This window comes from Pseudomonas crudilactis, assembly GCF_013433315.1.
Lineage (GTDB): Bacteria > Pseudomonadota > Gammaproteobacteria > Pseudomonadales > Pseudomonadaceae > Aquipseudomonas > Aquipseudomonas crudilactis.
In genome coordinates this window covers 81,990-97,398 of the sequence record NZ_WXVV01000020.1, presented here as the reverse complement: position 1 = coordinate 97,398, position 15,409 = coordinate 81,990, and the positions used below count along the sequence as shown (strand labels likewise).

Genomic DNA, 15,409 nt, shown 5'->3' with positions numbered 1-15,409 from the left:
TAAACAGCTGCCGTGGAACCGATCAGAGTTGCAGCGGCAACTTCAGCTCAGCACACAACCCGCCGCCCTTGCGGTTGCTCAAGGTCAGCGAACCACCCAGCGCCATGGCCAGTTGCTGGGCGATGGCCAAGCCTAGTCCGGTGCCACCGGTATCGCGATTGCGCGAGTTTTCCACGCGATAAAACGGTTGCAGCACCTGCGCCAGTTCGGCATCGGCGATGCCCGGGCCGCGATCCATGACGGTGATCGCCAGACTGCCCTTGTTGGCTTCGACCCAGACTTCGGCGGCGCCAGCGAACTTCAGTGCATTGTCGGTGAGGTTCACCAGCACTCGGCGCAACGCATGAGGACGGGTGTCGATGACGGCCGTACTCTTGCCGACCAGTTGCACCTGTTTGCCCATGTCCTGATAGTCGAACACCAGGCTTTCGAGGAAGGAATCCATGTTGGTGCGGCGGCTTTCTTCGGTCGAGCCATGGATGCTGCGTGCGTAGGCCACGCCTTCGCGCACCAGATGTTCCATCTCGCTGAGGTCATTCCACAGTTTGTCTTTCTCGGCGCAATCGTCCATGAGTTCGGCGCGCAGTTTCATCCGCGTGATCGGCGTTTGCAGGTCATGGGAAATCGCCGCCAGCAGTTGCATGCGTTCCTTGAGGTAGGCGGCGATGCGCGCCTGCATCGTGTTGAACGCCCGTGCTGCGTAGACCACTTCGTTCGGGCCGCTTTCGTCGAGGTTGATCGGGTGGGCGTTGGGGTCGAGGGTTTCCACGGCGTTGGCCAGGCGGGTCAGCGGACGGATCGCGATGCGCACCGCCAGCCAGGTGCAGGCGATCATCAACGCCAGTTGACCGAGCAAGACCGCCGGCAACCAGGGTGACAACGGGACCATGGCGGGGCGCACGTCGATGGTCACCGGGCTGCCGTCGCTCAGGCGCAGATGGCCTTGAAAGTGTTTCTTCGGCCCGGGAATATCGGTGAAGGTCAGCGGATAGCGTTCACCAATGGCTTCGGTGATCGAGGTGACAGCCACCGGCACATCACCAGCCTCGATCGGCGTGCCCGGTTCGCCTTCGCTCAACAGGTAGCCATAATTTCTTCGCGCCAGACGCTCGAGCCAGGCAGGGCGCTCTTCGGCAGGCAAGCGATCAAGGATCGCAATCGAGGTCGAGACGTCGGTTTCCAGATTGCCGAGCATGGTGTTCTTGGCGCTTTGGTAACGTTCGTAATACTGCGCGCCGAACGACAGCGCCTGGGCGAGCAACAGGCCAATCAGGAAAATCAGCGACAGGCGCGAGGCGAGGGTGCGCGGCCAGTGCAGATTGACGCTCATGCCGGGGCACCGAGAATTTCGACCGGCAGCGAGAACACATAACCCTCGCTGCGCACGGTCTTGATGTAGGCCGGCTCGCGCGCATCATCGAGCAGACGCTGACGCAAACGGCTGACCAGCAAATCGATCGAGCGATCAAACAGATCGGCATCACGACCCTGGGTCAGATTGAGCAACTGGTCGCGGCTGAGCACCCGTTGCGGGTGATCGAGAAACACCCGCAGCAAGCGGTATTCGGCGCCGCTGAGGGCGACCATGGTGCCGTCCTTGTCCAGCAAGTGACGGGCCGAGGTGTCCAGTTGCCAACGACCGAAGGCCAGCAAGCGACCGGCCTCGGTGACCACCAGATTCGGCGGCAGCATCCGCGTGCGGCGCAGCACGGCGTTGATCCGCGCGAGCAATTCGCGGGCGGCGAACGGCTTGGTCAGGTAATCGTCGGCGCCCATTTCCAGGCCTATGATGCGATCGGTTTCATCGTTGCGCGCGGTCAGCATCAGCACCGGCGTGGCCTTGTGTTTGCCCACGCGCAGTTCGCGGCACAGCTGCAGGCCATCGTCGCCGGGCATCATGATATCGAGCACGATCAGGTCGACGGTGTTGGCTTCGAGAAAGTTGCGCATCTGCCGGCCATCGGCGACCACGGTGGTACGCAGGCCGTTTTTCTTCAGGTAGTTGCCCACCAGTTCACGGATCTCGCGGTCGTCGTCGACGATGAGAATGTGATCGACATGATCCATCGGTGTAAACCTCTATCAAAAGGGACTGCCGTGCAGTGTATCGAGCCTGCTGCGGCTCGCCTGCCTGCCTTTGTATTGCAGTGTATCTGCCGTATCGCTGGATACACGGGAACGCAAAAACGCGGTTTTTCCAGGGTTTTGTATCGCTGTGTATCCCTCGATGGCAGGGATACACAGCGATTGAAACGCGCCTGTTCCTGACACAGACGCGATACCTCGCGAGCCTCAAATAGGCTCCATCGAGGCCCACACAGATCGCCTCGGCTCAAACCCAACTGAAGCCTTGAGGAAAACGCCATGAACAACAAATCCGTAATCGCCGCCTGCCTGTTTGCCGCCCTGAACATCTGCACGCTGTCGGCCCGTGCCGAAGCCGCTGTCACTCCGCAAACCTACACCTACGGCACCCACCTGGATATCCAGAAAGTGATCTCGCTGAAACAGGACAACTCGGTGGTTTGCGGGATTGTCGAGGCGCGCATGACCTACCTCGATTCGGCCGGTCAGACCCGCGTGCTCGATTACAGCAAATTCGCCGACGGCTGCAACAACGACAACTGAGTCATCACTCTTTATAGAAGGAAACAGCCATGAACAACGTATCGCGCTTTTTGACTGCCATCGCTTTCTCTCTCGCCGGCGTCGCCGCCCACGCCAACGCCGCGGTTGAACAGCATAGCTGCCACAGCAATACCTGCTTCCAACTGACGCCGGTGGCCCAGCAGGGCAGCGACGGCTTGATCGCAGCAGACGGCTCCAGCCGCACACCACAAGGCCAGATGTTTGCTGCAGACGGTTCCAGCCGCACGCCGCAGAGCCAGATGTTTGCCGCGGACGGTTCCAGCCGCACGCCGCAGGGCCAGATGTTTGCCGAGAACGGCGCCAGCCGTACGCCGCAGAGCCATTGGCTGGAAAGCCAGAGCGCCTGAACGGCTTGTCACATTCATTGATCAAGGGTGACTCACTATGTACCTCATCGCATTCCTCGGCGGTCTGCTGACCGTGCTCAGCCCCTGCATCCTGCCGGTGGTGCCGTTTCTGTTTGCCGGCGCCCAGCGCAGTCGCGCTTCGATAATGCTGGCCCTCGGCGGCATGGCCCTGACTTTCGCGCTGATCTCAAGCCTGGCGGTCGTCAGCAGTGAGTGGGTGATTCAAGCCAGCAACAGCGGACGTTATGTCGCGTTGATCGTGATGAGCGTGTTCGCCTTGTCGCTGATCTCGGCGCGCATCGGCGACTGGCTGACACGACCGTTCGTGATGCTCGGCAACCGCCTCGATCCGGACACGCGGAAAAAGGCCGGGCCGATGGGGTCTATCATGCTCGGCGTGGCCACCGGATTGCTGTGGGCACCCTGCGCCGGGCCGATTCTCGGCGTGATCCTCACCGGCGCCATGCTGCAAGGCGCCAGCGCGCAGACCAGCCTGTTGCTGCTGGCCTATGGCGCCGGCAGTGCGTTGTCGCTGGGCACGCTGATTTTCACCGGACGCGGCTTGGTCAATCGCCTGAAACCGTCGATCCCGTTCACCGGCTGGTTGCGCCGTGGTGCCGGGGTTGCGGTACTGGCGACGGCAGCGGTGATTGCCACCGGCTTGGATAAAACCTTATTGGCGAAGACCTCCTCTGAAGGCGTCGCCAGCGTCGAAAAAAGCGTGTTGGAGAACGTGCCGAAAGTGGTCGACTACTTTGTCAGCAAAGTCCGTGCGGACTCGCCGATGGAGGAGGGCAAAGGCGCGATGCCGTCGCTGGCCGGCGCAGTGCAATGGCTGAACTCGCCCGACCTGAGCGCTGAGTCCCTGCGCGGCAAAGTGGTGCTGGTGGACTTCTGGACCTACGACTGCATCAACTGCCAGCACACCTTGCCGTACGTCAAAGACTGGGCGAAGAAATACGAAAAAGACGGGCTCGTGGTGATCGGTGTCCACACCCCTGAGTACGGTTACGAGCGGATCATCGACAACGTCAGGGATCAGGTGAAAAAGCTCGGCATCACCTACCCGGTGGCCATCGATAACAACTATGCGATCTGGCGCAACTTCGACAATCAGTACTGGCCGGCGCATTACCTGATCGACGCCAAGGGGCAGGTGCGTTACAGCCACTTCGGCGAAGGTCGCTACGAAGCGCAGGAGCAGATGATCCAGCAGTTGCTGCAAGAGGCGAAGGCGCCTGCCGCTTGATCAGCCAAACCAATGGCTCAAAGGTCGCGGACCATGAGCCATTGCTCGTTGTCCCAGGCACGAAAGCGCTCCACGACTTGCCAGCCGCGCTTGGCGTAGTAGCCCTGCTTGTTCTGTGTGTGCAGATACAGACGCGCAAACCCGCAGTCTTTCGCCTCCCGGCAAACCCCCTCAATCAAGCGTTCCGCCAGACCTTGCCCGCGTGCGTCGGGGCTGACAAACACGCAGGCCAGCCAAGGTCCGAGATCAGGGCGCAGGGCAAGGTCATCGCGTGCCAGCGCGGCGCCGCCGAGCAGGTGTTCACCGTCCATGGCGATCAGACAGGACCAGTCGCCATTGCTTTGGCCCTCGGCAAATTCACGCTGCCACTCGGCCAGCGGGTGGTCGACGTATTCGTAGGGGAATTGTTGGTGGATCCATTGGGCATAACGGTCGCTGTGGTGCATGTGGTGTGCGAGCCAATCGATTTTCAGTGACATCAGTCGAGTCCGTTCCAGAAGCGAGAACGCATCAGAAACCAATAGCCGAACCTTGGCAATGCTCAAGGTGTTCCAGCCGCTTTACAGATTTCCGCCGCTCATCGGCAAACCCCCGGTTTTGCGGGGTTGACAGACGATTGGCAGGGACGCCGGGCGGTCTCGGCGCGATAGTGCAGGAGCAGGGTCACTGCCGGCCTTGCCACATAACAAGAGCGCGAGGTTGCCATGCCGAAATTCGTGATTGAACGCGAGATTCCAGGGGCCGGAAAGCTGTCGCAAGCAGAACTTCAGGCTGTGTCGCAAACGTCGTGTCAGGCGTTGCGCGAACTTGGCCCGCAGGTGCAGTGGCTGCAGAGTTACGTCACCGCTGACAAAGTCTATTGCGTGTACATCGCACCTGATGAAGAGCAGGTACGCGAACACGCCAGACTCGGTGGTTTTCCGGCCAACAGTGTGGCGCGTGTGGTGACGGTCATCGATCCGACCACGGCCGAATGATCACCGGCCCAACCTGCAGCGGAGCTCACGTTCATGAGTACCCCGATTGATCTGACTGCCTTGAAGGAACGCCAGAAAGTCGCCTGGGCCAGTGGCGACTACGCCGTGATCGGCACCACATTGCAAATAGTCGGCGAAAACCTCGCCGAAGCCTGCGACCTGCGTTGCGATGAAGAGGTGCTGGATGTCGCCGCCGGCAACGGTAATGCCACGCTGGCAGCGGCGCGACGCGGTTGTCTGGTCACCTCGACCGACTATGTCGCGGCGCTGCTGGAACGCGGCCAGGATCGTGCCCGCGCAGAGCATCTCGACGTGACGTTTCAGGTCGCTGACGCCGAGGCATTGCCGTTTGCCGATGAGAGCTACGACGCCGTGCTGTCGACTTTTGGCGTGATGTTCGCACCGGATCAGGACAAGGCAGCGAGTGAACTGGGCCGGGTCTGTCGGCGGGGCGGGCGGATCGGTCTAGCCAACTGGACGCCAGAAGGGTTCGTTGGGCAGATGTTCAAGACCCTTGGCCGGCATCTGCCACCGCCTGCCGGTGCCCAGCCCCCCTCGAATTGGGGCTCCGATGCCTGGCTGCACAAGCATTTCGATGACCGTGACTTTCTACTGCGCGTGACGCGGCGCGAGTTCAATTTTCGCTATCGCTCGGCCGCGCACTTCATCGACATTTTCCGCCATTGGTACGGGCCGGTGCACAAGGCCTTCGCGGCATTGCCGCCGGAGAGCGGGCAGGCGCTGGAGAGTGATCTGGCGGATTTGCTCAATCGTTTGAATAGGGCGGGGGAGGAGTCGCTGGTGGTGCCGAGCGAGTATCTGGAGGTGGTGATTACTAAGCGCTGAGGCACACAACCGATTTCAGATTTGTGGTGATCCCCTGTGGGAGCGAGCCTGATCGCGAAGACGGAGTGTCAGACAACATCTAAGTTAAATGACACAGCGCTTTCGCGAGCAGGCTCGCTCCCACAAGGGTAAATGTAGTTGGCGTGGAATGCCTATTTCACCTGCGGCCGCTCAAACCACTCAAGCGCCGTACGCCAGATGCAGATCCCCAGAAAATACGCCGACATCAGCAACCACAACCCCATCACCAACGGGTTGATCACCGGGTGGTTGAGCACCAGCGACAAACTGCACAGCAGCCAGATCGCTGTCACCGCAATGTTGATCGGCATGAACCGGCGCACGCGGAACGGGTGCAGGAACTTCATTCGCGTCACCGTCAGCAACGCCAGGCCGATCACGGTCAGGAAGGTGATCCACGGCCCCGGCCCGATGATGTAAAGGCACAGCGCGACCACATTCCACGCCGCCGGAAAGCCGACAAAGTAGTTGTCCTTGCTCTTCATGTTGACGTTGCAGAAGCAGAACAGCGACGACACCAGAATCAGCGACACGGTCAGCAGCAGGGTGTAGTAGGGCAATGGCACGTAGCGATAGATGAACAGTGCCGGAATGAACACGTACGTCAGGTAATCGATCACCAGATCGAGGATCGAACCATCGAAGCTCGGCAGCACCGATTGCACGTTGACCTTGCGCGCCAGCGCGCCGTCGAGGCCGTCGACAATCAGCGCCACGCCCAGCCACATCAGGCAGTGGGTCGGCTGGTTTTCCAAAAGGGCGAGGGTGGCCAGAAAGGCAGTGACCACGCCAGTCGCGGTAAAACCATGGGCGCCCCATGCTTTGAGCCTGGCGATGTGTACGGTCGATATCACGGGGGCGTTCTCCAGAAAGTGAAGCAAGCCGGGTATCACCCTTGGACAATAAGGGCGCCGGCAAACCGGGTCGGGGTTGCAGCTATCGACCGGTCTGGCCGGGATAAGGTTCACCATTGATCAATCTTAGCTGGCCGGCGAAAAAATACGTTGGCGAAATTCGTCAGGGCTTCGAGCATCAGCCAAACGGTGCTGGCGCTAAGGCCGCACGGGTCTATCGTTGCCAGACGCAGTTACTGCCAATGCTTGAGGATGACGTCATGAACACCAGCGATTTGCTCGAACAACTGCTGCGAGGCCAGGCCTCGGCAGGTCAACAATCTTCAGCGTCTGCCGGTGCGGGTCTGGGCGGCCTTGGTGGCTTGCTGGGTGGTCTGCTCGGAGGCGGCTCGGGCGCGGCCAGCGGCGGCGGATCTGCCGGTGGACTTGGCGGCTTGGGCGGCTTGCTCGGTGGTTTGCTCGGTGGTTTGCTCGGCGGCGGTGCCGGTGGCGGCCTGGGTGGCGCACTGGGTGGGGCGCTGGGCGGCGGTGGCGGCACGCAAAGTCGTTCCGGTGGTACCAATTATGCGGCGCTGGCCTCGCTGGGGATGATGGCGTTCCAGGCGTATCAAGCCTGGCAACGCAGCCAGGCCAGTTCGGCACCGTCACAAACGCCGCAAACGGCTAACCTGCTGGCCGGCCCGGAAATTGAAGAACACAGCCATGCGGTGCTGCGCGCCTTGATCGCCGCGGCCAAGGCTGACGGGCGTATCGATGAATCCGAGAAACACCTGATCAGCAGCGAAATCGGCAAACACACCGATGATCCGCAGTTGCAGCAATGGCTCGACGCCGAAGTCGCCAAGCCGCTGGATCCCGCAGAAGTGGCGCAGTCGGCAAATGGGGATCCGGCCGTCGCCGCCGAAATGTACCTGGCCAGCGTCCTGCTGGTGGATGACCAGCAGGACGCCGAGCGCAGTTATCTGGATGAACTGGCAGCCGCGTTGCAGATCGACCCGGATTTGCAGGTGCATCTGGAACAGCAGGCCAAAGGCCAGGCCTGAAAGCAAAATCAAAAGATCGCAGCCTTCGGCAGCTCCTACAGGGTGTACATCATTCCATGTAGGAGCTGCCGAAGGCTGCGATCTTTTGATCTTCAAAGCCAGATTGCATCCCACAACGGGTAGTCCCCCACACGCCGAACCAATCCGGCGCGCAACGGGTTCATAACGATATATCGGGCCGCCGCTTTAAGATCTTCATCGCGACGCAACGCCCGGTCGTAGTAACCGCGTTGCCATAACCGTCCCTGACTGCCGCGCTTGAGATTGATCGAACGACAACTGCGCGATTTCACGCGGCACATGAGCGCTGCCAATGAACCTTGTTTCAATTCAATCAGCCAATGCAGATGATCCGGCATCACCACCCACGCCAGCGACTGAACCATTCCCTCGTCATTGGCTGCACGCATTTGCTCTACCAGCAGTCTTCCCAAACGCCAATCCGAAAACATTGACTGACGTTCGTAAACGACGGCGGTGAGCAGATAAATACGTCCAGCCTCGCTATAGCGTCCCTTGCGTAATCCACACGCCTTTGCAGCAATAGGCATTCCTTTGCCCTCCCAAAAACATCGTTCCTGAACGTTAGCCATCCCTCGCCCTTACGCGAACTCAATCCGTTGCACGATGTAACCCTGTAGGAGCTGCCGAAGGCTGCGATCTTTTGATCTTGTTTTTAAAATCAAAATCAAAAGATCGCAGCCTTCGGCAGCTCCTACAGAGGAATTCAGTGTGTGCGAGGATCGCGCAGACGGCCGTCCGTCCGGGCAATTTTCACGTCGATTGAATTTTTCGCAGGCGCTGGCTCTCTGCTGCTGTAGAGGCGTGTGGAACAGCGCCCTGTCAATCGACCGAGAACTTTGCCATGACTGTCCTGACACACCTGCAGGCTGCGCCTGACCAACCGCATGTGATGAACGCCGCCGGAAGCATTCGGCAGGTCTATGATGCGCTGTTGCGCGATGACAATTCACAAGACCTTGCGCGGACGTTTTTGCAGGAGCAACTGCAACACGCCGCGCAACTCTCCGATTCCCTGCCCGAAGACCCGGCGACGTGGCACTCGTGGGTAGCCGAACATTGCGCCGATGTCGCCCGGCAATACGCCGACTATCTGCAACAGCGCAAGGCCGGTGGGCCTCGGCAATTCTTCCGTGGCAAGGCGCAGGCGCTGTATTTCCTGCAAGCGGTAGCGCCGACCAAACTGGTTGATGGTGCCTGGCTTTCTGGCCTGCTGCCGCGCTGGCAGGACCCGCGTTTCCAAGGCTTGCTGCGCACCTTTCTGGAAGAACTGGGCGAAGGCAATCCGGCGCAGAACCACGTGGTGATTTACCAGAAATTGCTCGCCGAGCACGATCTGCAGGACAGCAGCGCCATCGACGATGAACGCTACCTGCAAGGCGCGATACAACTGGCGCTCGGTGTCTGTGGCGCGGATTACTTGCCCGAGGTGATCGGCTACAACCTCGGCTATGAACAACTGCCGTTGCACCTGTTGATCAGCAGTTACGAACTCAGTGAGCTGGGCATCGATCCGTACTATTTCACCCTGCATGTGACCATCGATAACGCCAGCACCGGCCATGCACAAAAAGCCGTGCAAGCAGCGCTCGATCTACTACCGCTTGAAGCCGATCGCACCGAGTTTCTACGCCGGGTATCGCTGGGCTATCGGCTCAACGACCTGGGGCAGGGCAGTCGCGCAATCATCGAGGGTTTCGACCTAGAGCACGAGTTGCTGGCGATGCTCGAGCGCAAGTGCCCATTCGCCCAGCACATGCACTCCGATTACTGCCGCTTCGAAGGGCAGACCGTCAATCAGTGGCTGGCTGCACCGGAACAATTGCCCGGTTTTCTTCAAGCGTTGCAGAACAAGGGCTGGATCAAACGCCACGAAGACCCGCAGGCCAGCCGTTTTTGGCAACTGATCGCGGGCGACGGTGCGGCGATGTTTGGCGTGTTCAATGCCTACGAAAAACAACTGGTGCACGACTGGATCGCTGGCGACTGGACGCCGTCGGATAAAGCGAAACCTGTTCGGCGGCACAGTCATCCCGCAGCGCCCATCGAAGGGCTTGAACAGGATCCCGACGTACAGGCGCTCAACGCCGCGCTGCAAGGTCGGGACGGATTGGCGCAGATGGCGATTCTGATCCCCTGGCTCGCCCCGGCCCGTCATGCGCATCCGGCCGGGCTGCTCGCTACCCGCCGTTTTATCGAACTCAAATCCCGTTTGCCTTAAGGACCTTGCCGATGAATCAGGAAGAACAACTCTGTACCAACGACCTCGTGCTGCTGCAACTGGGCCGGCGCTTGTTGGCAGACGGATATCGGTTCGTCACCCCGACGCCGTTGACCCATCAACGGGTCAACCAGCGTGACGAGGGTCAGATGGCCGACTCCTTGCGCGATGTGTTCGGTTGGTCGCGTCCATTCGCACCGGGGTTGTTGTCGGCCGATGAACAGCGGCAGCTGCAAGACGCTCAGGTCATTGATACCTACGAAGGTCAGTTGAAAAGTCGTGTGCGCTGGTCAAGCCTGGATGATTTGCTGTTCGTGCATTCGGCGTTCCCTACCGAGGCTGCTGATGCGGTGTTTTTCGGCCCCGACACCTACCGTTTTGCGCAACTGATCCACGCTCACCTGCAACAGAATTTCGCGCCGATCCATCGCGCGGTGGACATTGGCTGTGGCGCTGGGGTCGGTGCGATTGTGATCGGCCGTGCCCGTCGCGAGGCACAAGTGCTGGCGCTGGACATCAACCCTGCAGCGCTGCGTCTGACTGCGATCAATGCGGCGCTGGCAGAAGTCGGCAACGTCGAAGTGCGCGCCAGTGATCTGTTGCAAGGCGTTGACGGTGAGTTCGACCTGATCGTCGCCAACCCACCGTACATGGCCGATCCAGCGGAACGCGCCTATCGCCACGGTGGCGGCACGCTGGGCGCTGGGCTGTCGCTGCGCATCGTCGAACAGGCGCTGAATCGGCTGGCACCTGGCGGCTCGTTGCTGCTTTATACCGGCGTGGCGATGGTTGATGGTCGCGATCCGTTTCTTGACACCGTGCTGCCGCGACTCGATGAACAGCGCTTCGGCTGGACGTATCGCGAACTTGATCCGGATGTCTTCGGCGAGGAGCTGCTCAACCCCGGTTATCAACGGGTCGACCGGATCGCCGTGGTGGCGTTGACCGTGACCCGAATTGGCTGAAGCAAGGCAGGTGCGCAATGAGCAGAAACCTTGACGACTACAACCGCATGCGCGATTTCTCGGCGACGTCCGAGCCGGCCGCCGTCAAGCGCTCCGGGCGTAAAACCGCCACGGATCACGCGTTGCAGTTCTGCATCCAGAAGCACGACGCTTCGCACCTGCACTATGACTTTCGTCTGGAACTCGATGGCGCCTTGAAGAGCTGGGCCGTGCCGAAAGGGCCGTCGCTCGATCCCAAGGTCAAGCGTCTGGCGGTGCATGTCGAGGATCATCCGCTGGATTACGCGACGTTCGAGGGCAGCATCCCCGAAGGGCATTACGGTGCTGGCGATGTGATCGTCTGGGATCGCGGTGTGTGGATTCCGCTGGAAGATCCGCACAAGGCCTACGCCAAGGGCAAGCTCAAGTTCGAGCTGCAAGGCGAAAAGCTCGGCGGCATCTGGAATCTGGTGCGCACGCACATGCCGGGCAAGAAGGAGAACTGGTTTCTGATCAAGCATCAGGACAGCGCCGCTCGCCCGCAAGATGATTACGATGTGTTGGTCGCCGAGCCGGACAGCGTGCTGAGCGAGCGAACCCTTGTAACCAAGCCCAAGTTGGCCGCAGAGCAAAGCAAACCGCCGAAGAAGGCCCCGGCCAAGGCGCGCAAGCAAGCGACCGGCAAGCTCACCGGCGCGCACAAGGCGAAACTGCCGGCACAACTCAAGCCGGAGCTGGCCACGCTGGTCGATAGCGCACCCGAAGGGCAGTGGAGCTACGAGATCAAATTCGATGGCTACCGGATCATGGCGCGGATTGATCATGATCAGGTGCAACTGTTCACCCGCAACGGCCATGACTGGACGCACAAGTTGCCGCAACAGGCTGCAGCCCTGGCCGCGCTGGGATTGGAATCGGCGTGGCTGGACGGAGAAATGGTCGTCGCCAACGAATACGGCGTGCCGGACTTTCAGGCCCTGCAAAATGCTTTTGAAGGTGGAAGCAGCGGCAACATTCTCTACTACCTGTTCGACCTGCCGTATCTCAACGGCGTTGATCTGCGCGAAGTGCCGGTCGAGGAACGTCGCGCGGCGCTGGCCACGGTGCTCGGCAGCCATGAACAACCGTTGCTGCACTTCTCCGAAGCCTTCGATGAAACTCCGGACGCACTGCTCAACAGTGCCTGCCAGATGCAGATGGAAGGGCTGATCGGCAAACGCCTCGGCTCTCCCTATGTGTCGCGGCGCAGTGGCGACTGGATCAAGCTCAAGTGCAAACACCGCCAGGAGTTTGTGATCGTCGGATACACCGATCCGAAGGGCTCGCGCAGTGCCTTCGGTGCATTGTTGCTGGGGCTGCACGATCGCGACAGTGGCGAATTACGCTACGCCGGCAAGGTCGGCACCGGTTTCAACGAGTCGACGTTGAAAAGCATTCTGGCCCAACTCAAACCCTTGCAAGTGAAGAAGGCGGCGGTGGTCAATCCACCCAGCGGGTTCGAGGTCAAAGGTGTGCATTGGTTGAAACCGAAGCTCTTGGCAGAGGTGGCGTTTGCCGAAATGACCAAGGACGGTTCAGTGCGCCACGCCGTGTTCCATGGCTTGCGCGACGACAAGCCAGCCAAGGACATCACTGAGGAGCGAGCGAAACCGGTGAAAACTGCAGAGAAGAAAACGTCTACGAAGAAACCGCCGAAAAAGGCCTCGGCGAGCAACGCCGACACGGCGCCGTCACAGCTCGGACTGGCCAACGGCAAGGTGCGCATTACTCACCCCGATCGAGTCATCGATGCCGCCAGCGGCACCACCAAGATGCAACTGGCCGAATACTACGCCAGCGTCGCCGAGTGGATCCTGCCGCAACTCAAGGAGCGCCCGGTCGCCTTGGTGCGCGCCCCGGACGGCATCGCCGGCGAATTGTTCTTCCAGAAAAATGCCGAACGCCTGGCGATCCCCGGCATCACCACGCTGGACAAGGACGTCACCGGGCAACCGGTAATGTTGATCAACAACGCCGAAGCGCTGATCGGCGCAGTGCAGATGAGCACCGTCGAACTGCACACCTGGAACGCAACCACGGTCGATCTGGACAAGCCTGACCGCTTCGTACTCGACCTTGACCCGGATCCGGCATTGCCGTGGAAAAGCATGGTCGAAGCGACGGCGCTGACCTTGACCGTGCTCGATGAGCTGGGCCTCAAGGCGTTCCTCAAAACCAGCGGTGGCAAGGGTATTCACCTGGTCGTGCCGCTGACCCGCAAACTTGGCTGGGACGAGGTCAAGGACTTCAGCCACGCTATCGTCAGTCATATCGCCAAGCTGTTGCCGGACCGCTTTTCTGCGGTGTCCGGGCCGAAAAACCGCGTCGGGCGGATCTTTATCGATTACCTGCGCAACGGTCTGGGCGCCACCACCATTTGCGCCTATGCGGCGCGCACCCGCGAAGGATTGCCGGTGTCGGTGCCGCTGTTTCGTGAGGAGGTCGCCGAGATCAAAGGCGGCAATCAGTGGAATGTGCACAACGTTCATGAGCGGTTGGCGGAGGTTGGCGACGAGCCATGGGCTGATATGAAGAAAACCCGCCAGAGCATTACCGCCGAGATGCGTAAACGCTTGGGTCTGAAAAAGTGATCAGGTGTCGCGCAGCAAGTCGTGGGCGTTGAGCAGTTCGAAGGCGATGTCCGGGCGATTTTCCAGTCCGCGGCGAATCGCCGCCGGAATCGCCGCCCGCGTCTTGCGGCACAGGCCCGGTAACTCGTCGATCTGAATGGCGATACCGCGCATCGTCCGCACTTCATTGAAACCGGGAGCGACGTCCACGCGAATGCCCAATTGCTCGAACATGCGCTTTTGCAGGTGTGCGAGGTCAGCGAGGTCTTTGAGTTTTTCCAGCCGCGCGAGCAAGACTTTCTCTTCCTCACGAGTCAGACGCAGGATGCGCAGATCCGAACCTGGAGTCTCCAGCAACGGGTCGCGCCCGCAAATGCAGGCGCCGGGCGGGCAGGGGGAGCGCAAGGGCACAGAAGTCGTCATGGCCTCCATCATAGAGGCCGTCGGACAGTTTTGCCTATGCGCCGTCAGCGGCCATCCATCGGCTGCTTTATCCGTGACGGCTACTGATTCAGCCCTTCGTAATGCACCAGAATCGCGTTGGCCAGATCTTCATCGCTGGCGTTGATGCCAGGATTGTCCTGGCGAACCTGTTGCAGCACCGATTCAAGATAAACCCCACGAATGGCCCCGCCACTGGCGACAAACGCAGACAAGTCGTCACGGGCTGGAATCACCATTTTGTGATCCTTGAAGGTCGAGTACAGCGACGCGGAGACGCCGGCCGAAGTGGCGACGTCACCCGCATCAACACGGGCCAACGCCGAGCCGACCGGCAGGCATAGGAGTAAAGAAGAAACGAGCACTAACTTGCGCATGACGGTGTTCCTCCACAAGCGCGAAGCAAAAAGGGAAGGACTACATAATGTGAGAGGGGCGCGGGGGGCGGGAGTTCCGTGACGCTGGAAAGTCTGCGCTATTGCAAGACAGACGCGGGCAACGCCATTGTGGGTTGCCCGGCTTCAGGCTACGGCGGGTCAAATCACCCCGCAGGCCATGCGATCACCGCCACCACCCAGCGGTTTGGGCATGTCAGCGTGGTTGTCGCCACCGGCGTGGATCATCAGCGCGTGACCCTTGATTTCGGCGATCTTTTTCAGACGCGGCGCGAGTACCGGGTAGTTGGCGACGCCGTCAGCCGTCACGTAGACCGCCGGCAGATCACCCAAATGGCCGTCGGCGTAGGGGCCGAGGTGCTTGCCGGTTTTCTGCGGATCGAAATGCCCGCCTGCGGCCAGTGCGGCGCCTTTGACGCCGTCCTTCATGCCGGCTTCACAGCTACCGTTTTCATGCACGTGGAAACCGTGCACGCCGGCCGGCAGGGATTTCAGATCGGGCGTGAACAACAGGCCATATGCGGTCTCACTGATAGTGACCGAGCCGATCGCTTGCGGCGCGCCGTCGGCACTGACCAGATTGATGGCGACTTTTTCCGTTGCCGCCTGCGCGGTACCGATGGCGAAGGTGCCGAGCAAACCCAACCACAATGCGCGTTTCATAGGCGTTTCCTTTTGCTGTACGAATGTTCAGAGCGACGGATTCAATAGCCTGCCGGCATTAACCGGCGATGAAGGCCGTGTCCGCTCGCGTTGAAAAGTGAGACTTTCCGCGCAATTGGAAAGTTTTAC

The 15,409-nt window shown here is 60.4% G+C and carries 17 protein-coding genes; 9 read left to right on the top strand and 8 right to left on the bottom strand.

Going from position 1 to position 15,409, the window contains the following annotated elements:
• Positions 1–22 precede the first annotated feature (22 nt).
• Together GTU76_RS21200 and GTU76_RS21195 are read right to left on the bottom strand one after the other, a co-directional pair.
• A complete protein-coding gene (locus GTU76_RS21200) occupies positions 23–1,330 on the bottom strand; it encodes a sensor histidine kinase (protein ID WP_016983265.1) in 1,308 nt (435 codons plus the stop codon).
• Positions 1,327–2,067 carry a response regulator gene (locus GTU76_RS21195; RefSeq protein ID WP_016983266.1) on the bottom strand — a complete coding sequence of 247 codons (741 nt, stop codon included), beginning with the start codon at positions 2,065–2,067 and terminating at the stop codon, positions 1,327–1,329. Before GTU76_RS21195 ends, GTU76_RS21200 begins: the two co-directional genes overlap by 4 nt.
• Before the next feature lie 297 nt (positions 2,068–2,364).
• Here GTU76_RS21195 and GTU76_RS21190 point away from each other — a divergent pair, with 297 nt between their 5' ends.
• The 3 genes from GTU76_RS21190 to GTU76_RS21180 are packed head-to-tail and all read left to right on the top strand — an operon-like array spanning position 2,365 to position 4,245.
• On the top strand, positions 2,365–2,628 hold the full coding sequence (locus tag GTU76_RS21190; protein WP_180699508.1) for a DUF2790 domain-containing protein: 264 nt from the start codon (positions 2,365–2,367) through the stop codon (positions 2,626–2,628).
• Positions 2,629–2,657: 29 nt separating this feature from the next.
• Positions 2,658–2,996: a hypothetical protein gene (locus tag GTU76_RS21185; RefSeq protein ID WP_180699507.1), complete on the top strand. Its 339-nt coding sequence runs from the start codon at positions 2,658–2,660 to the stop codon at positions 2,994–2,996.
• 37 nt (positions 2,997–3,033) lie between these two features.
• Entirely contained in the window at positions 3,034–4,245 is a 1,212-nt protein-coding gene (locus tag GTU76_RS21180) for a cytochrome c biogenesis protein DipZ (RefSeq protein WP_180699506.1), read from the top strand.
• A gap of 17 nt (positions 4,246–4,262) precedes the next feature.
• Here the strand turns inward: GTU76_RS21180 and GTU76_RS21175 are convergent, their stop codons facing one another.
• Complete coding sequence (locus tag GTU76_RS21175; protein WP_180699505.1) at positions 4,263–4,724, bottom strand: GNAT family N-acetyltransferase; 462 nt, start codon at positions 4,722–4,724, stop codon at positions 4,263–4,265.
• 225 nt (positions 4,725–4,949) lie between these two features.
• On the opposite strand from GTU76_RS21175, the gene GTU76_RS21170 reads away from it, so the two are divergent.
• Positions 4,950–5,222, top strand: a complete 273-nt coding sequence (locus GTU76_RS21170) for a DUF4242 domain-containing protein (RefSeq protein WP_180699504.1) — start codon at positions 4,950–4,952, stop codon at positions 5,220–5,222.
• Positions 5,223–5,255: 33 nt separating this feature from the next.
• A complete protein-coding gene (locus tag GTU76_RS21165; RefSeq protein ID WP_180699503.1) occupies positions 5,256–6,068 on the top strand; it encodes a class I SAM-dependent methyltransferase in 813 nt (270 codons plus the stop codon).
• A gap of 152 nt (positions 6,069–6,220) precedes the next feature.
• Here the strand turns inward: GTU76_RS21165 and pcsA are convergent, their stop codons facing one another.
• Positions 6,221–6,943 carry a phosphatidylcholine synthase gene (gene pcsA, locus GTU76_RS21160; RefSeq protein ID WP_180699502.1) on the bottom strand — a complete coding sequence of 241 codons (723 nt, stop codon included), beginning with the start codon at positions 6,941–6,943 and terminating at the stop codon, positions 6,221–6,223.
• A gap of 260 nt (positions 6,944–7,203) precedes the next feature.
• Here pcsA and GTU76_RS21155 point away from each other — a divergent pair, with 260 nt between their 5' ends.
• Positions 7,204–7,986 carry a tellurite resistance TerB family protein gene (locus GTU76_RS21155; protein WP_180699529.1) on the top strand — a complete coding sequence of 261 codons (783 nt, stop codon included), beginning with the start codon at positions 7,204–7,206 and terminating at the stop codon, positions 7,984–7,986.
• A gap of 92 nt (positions 7,987–8,078) precedes the next feature.
• Here GTU76_RS21155 and GTU76_RS21150 read toward each other — a convergent pair whose 3' ends face one another.
• Positions 8,079–8,537 carry an REP-associated tyrosine transposase gene (locus GTU76_RS21150; RefSeq protein ID WP_180699528.1) on the bottom strand — a complete coding sequence of 153 codons (459 nt, stop codon included), beginning with the start codon at positions 8,535–8,537 and terminating at the stop codon, positions 8,079–8,081.
• 314 nt (positions 8,538–8,851) lie between these two features.
• Between GTU76_RS21150 and GTU76_RS21145 the strand changes: the two genes are divergently transcribed.
• From GTU76_RS21145 to ligD, 3 genes are read left to right on the top strand one after another with little or no spacing between them, the layout of a single operon-like run.
• Positions 8,852–10,228: an iron-containing redox enzyme family protein gene (locus GTU76_RS21145; RefSeq protein WP_180699501.1), complete on the top strand. Its 1,377-nt coding sequence runs from the start codon at positions 8,852–8,854 to the stop codon at positions 10,226–10,228.
• Between the two features lie 11 nt (positions 10,229–10,239).
• The gene (locus GTU76_RS21140) at positions 10,240–11,193 is read left to right on the top strand and encodes a methyltransferase (protein ID WP_180699500.1); all 954 of its coding nucleotides are present in this window, start codon (positions 10,240–10,242) and stop codon (positions 11,191–11,193) included.
• 17 nt (positions 11,194–11,210) lie between these two features.
• Positions 11,211–13,802, top strand: coding sequence for a DNA ligase D (gene ligD, locus GTU76_RS21135; protein ID WP_180699499.1), 2,592 nt, complete (start codon positions 11,211–11,213; stop codon positions 13,800–13,802).
• Here ligD and GTU76_RS21130 read toward each other — a convergent pair whose 3' ends face one another.
• The 3 genes from GTU76_RS21130 to sodC form a co-directional block, all read right to left on the bottom strand.
• Positions 13,803–14,204, bottom strand: coding sequence for a hypothetical protein (locus GTU76_RS21130; protein ID WP_016983278.1), 402 nt, complete (start codon positions 14,202–14,204; stop codon positions 13,803–13,805). It abuts the gene before it with no gap.
• An 80-nt stretch (positions 14,205–14,284) separates the two neighbouring features.
• On the bottom strand, positions 14,285–14,599 hold the full coding sequence (locus GTU76_RS21125) for a DUF2388 domain-containing protein (protein WP_016983279.1): 315 nt from the start codon (positions 14,597–14,599) through the stop codon (positions 14,285–14,287).
• 159 nt (positions 14,600–14,758) lie between these two features.
• Positions 14,759–15,280: a superoxide dismutase family protein gene (gene sodC / locus GTU76_RS21120; RefSeq protein ID WP_016983280.1), complete on the bottom strand. Its 522-nt coding sequence runs from the start codon at positions 15,278–15,280 to the stop codon at positions 14,759–14,761.
• Positions 15,281–15,409: the final 129 nt, after the last annotated feature.

Bases quoted from the DNA above. Each gene is read 5' to 3' on its own strand.
- GTU76_RS21200 (WP_016983265.1), bottom strand. From the start codon at position 1,330: ATGAGCGTCAATCTGCACTGGCCGCGCACCCTCGCCTCGCGCCTGTCG.
- GTU76_RS21195 (WP_016983266.1), bottom strand. From the start codon at position 2,067: ATGGATCATGTCGATCACATTCTCATCGTCGACGACGACCGCGAGATC.
- GTU76_RS21190 (WP_180699508.1), top strand. From the start codon at position 2,365: ATGAACAACAAATCCGTAATCGCCGCCTGCCTGTTTGCCGCCCTGAAC.
- GTU76_RS21185 (WP_180699507.1), top strand. From the start codon at position 2,658: ATGAACAACGTATCGCGCTTTTTGACTGCCATCGCTTTCTCTCTCGCC.
- GTU76_RS21180 (WP_180699506.1), top strand. From the start codon at position 3,034: ATGTACCTCATCGCATTCCTCGGCGGTCTGCTGACCGTGCTCAGCCCC.
- GTU76_RS21175 (WP_180699505.1), bottom strand. From the start codon at position 4,724: ATGTCACTGAAAATCGATTGGCTCGCACACCACATGCACCACAGCGAC.
- GTU76_RS21170 (WP_180699504.1), top strand. From the start codon at position 4,950: ATGCCGAAATTCGTGATTGAACGCGAGATTCCAGGGGCCGGAAAGCTG.
- GTU76_RS21165 (WP_180699503.1), top strand. From the start codon at position 5,256: ATGAGTACCCCGATTGATCTGACTGCCTTGAAGGAACGCCAGAAAGTC.
- GTU76_RS21155 (WP_180699529.1), top strand. From the start codon at position 7,204: ATGAACACCAGCGATTTGCTCGAACAACTGCTGCGAGGCCAGGCCTCG.
- GTU76_RS21150 (WP_180699528.1), bottom strand. From the start codon at position 8,537: ATGCCTATTGCTGCAAAGGCGTGTGGATTACGCAAGGGACGCTATAGC.
- GTU76_RS21145 (WP_180699501.1), top strand. From the start codon at position 8,852: ATGACTGTCCTGACACACCTGCAGGCTGCGCCTGACCAACCGCATGTG.
- GTU76_RS21140 (WP_180699500.1), top strand. From the start codon at position 10,240: ATGAATCAGGAAGAACAACTCTGTACCAACGACCTCGTGCTGCTGCAA.
- ligD (WP_180699499.1), top strand. From the start codon at position 11,211: ATGAGCAGAAACCTTGACGACTACAACCGCATGCGCGATTTCTCGGCG.
- GTU76_RS21130 (WP_016983278.1), bottom strand. From the start codon at position 14,204: ATGACGACTTCTGTGCCCTTGCGCTCCCCCTGCCCGCCCGGCGCCTGC.
- GTU76_RS21125 (WP_016983279.1), bottom strand. From the start codon at position 14,599: ATGCGCAAGTTAGTGCTCGTTTCTTCTTTACTCCTATGCCTGCCGGTC.
- sodC (WP_016983280.1), bottom strand. From the start codon at position 15,280: ATGAAACGCGCATTGTGGTTGGGTTTGCTCGGCACCTTCGCCATCGGT.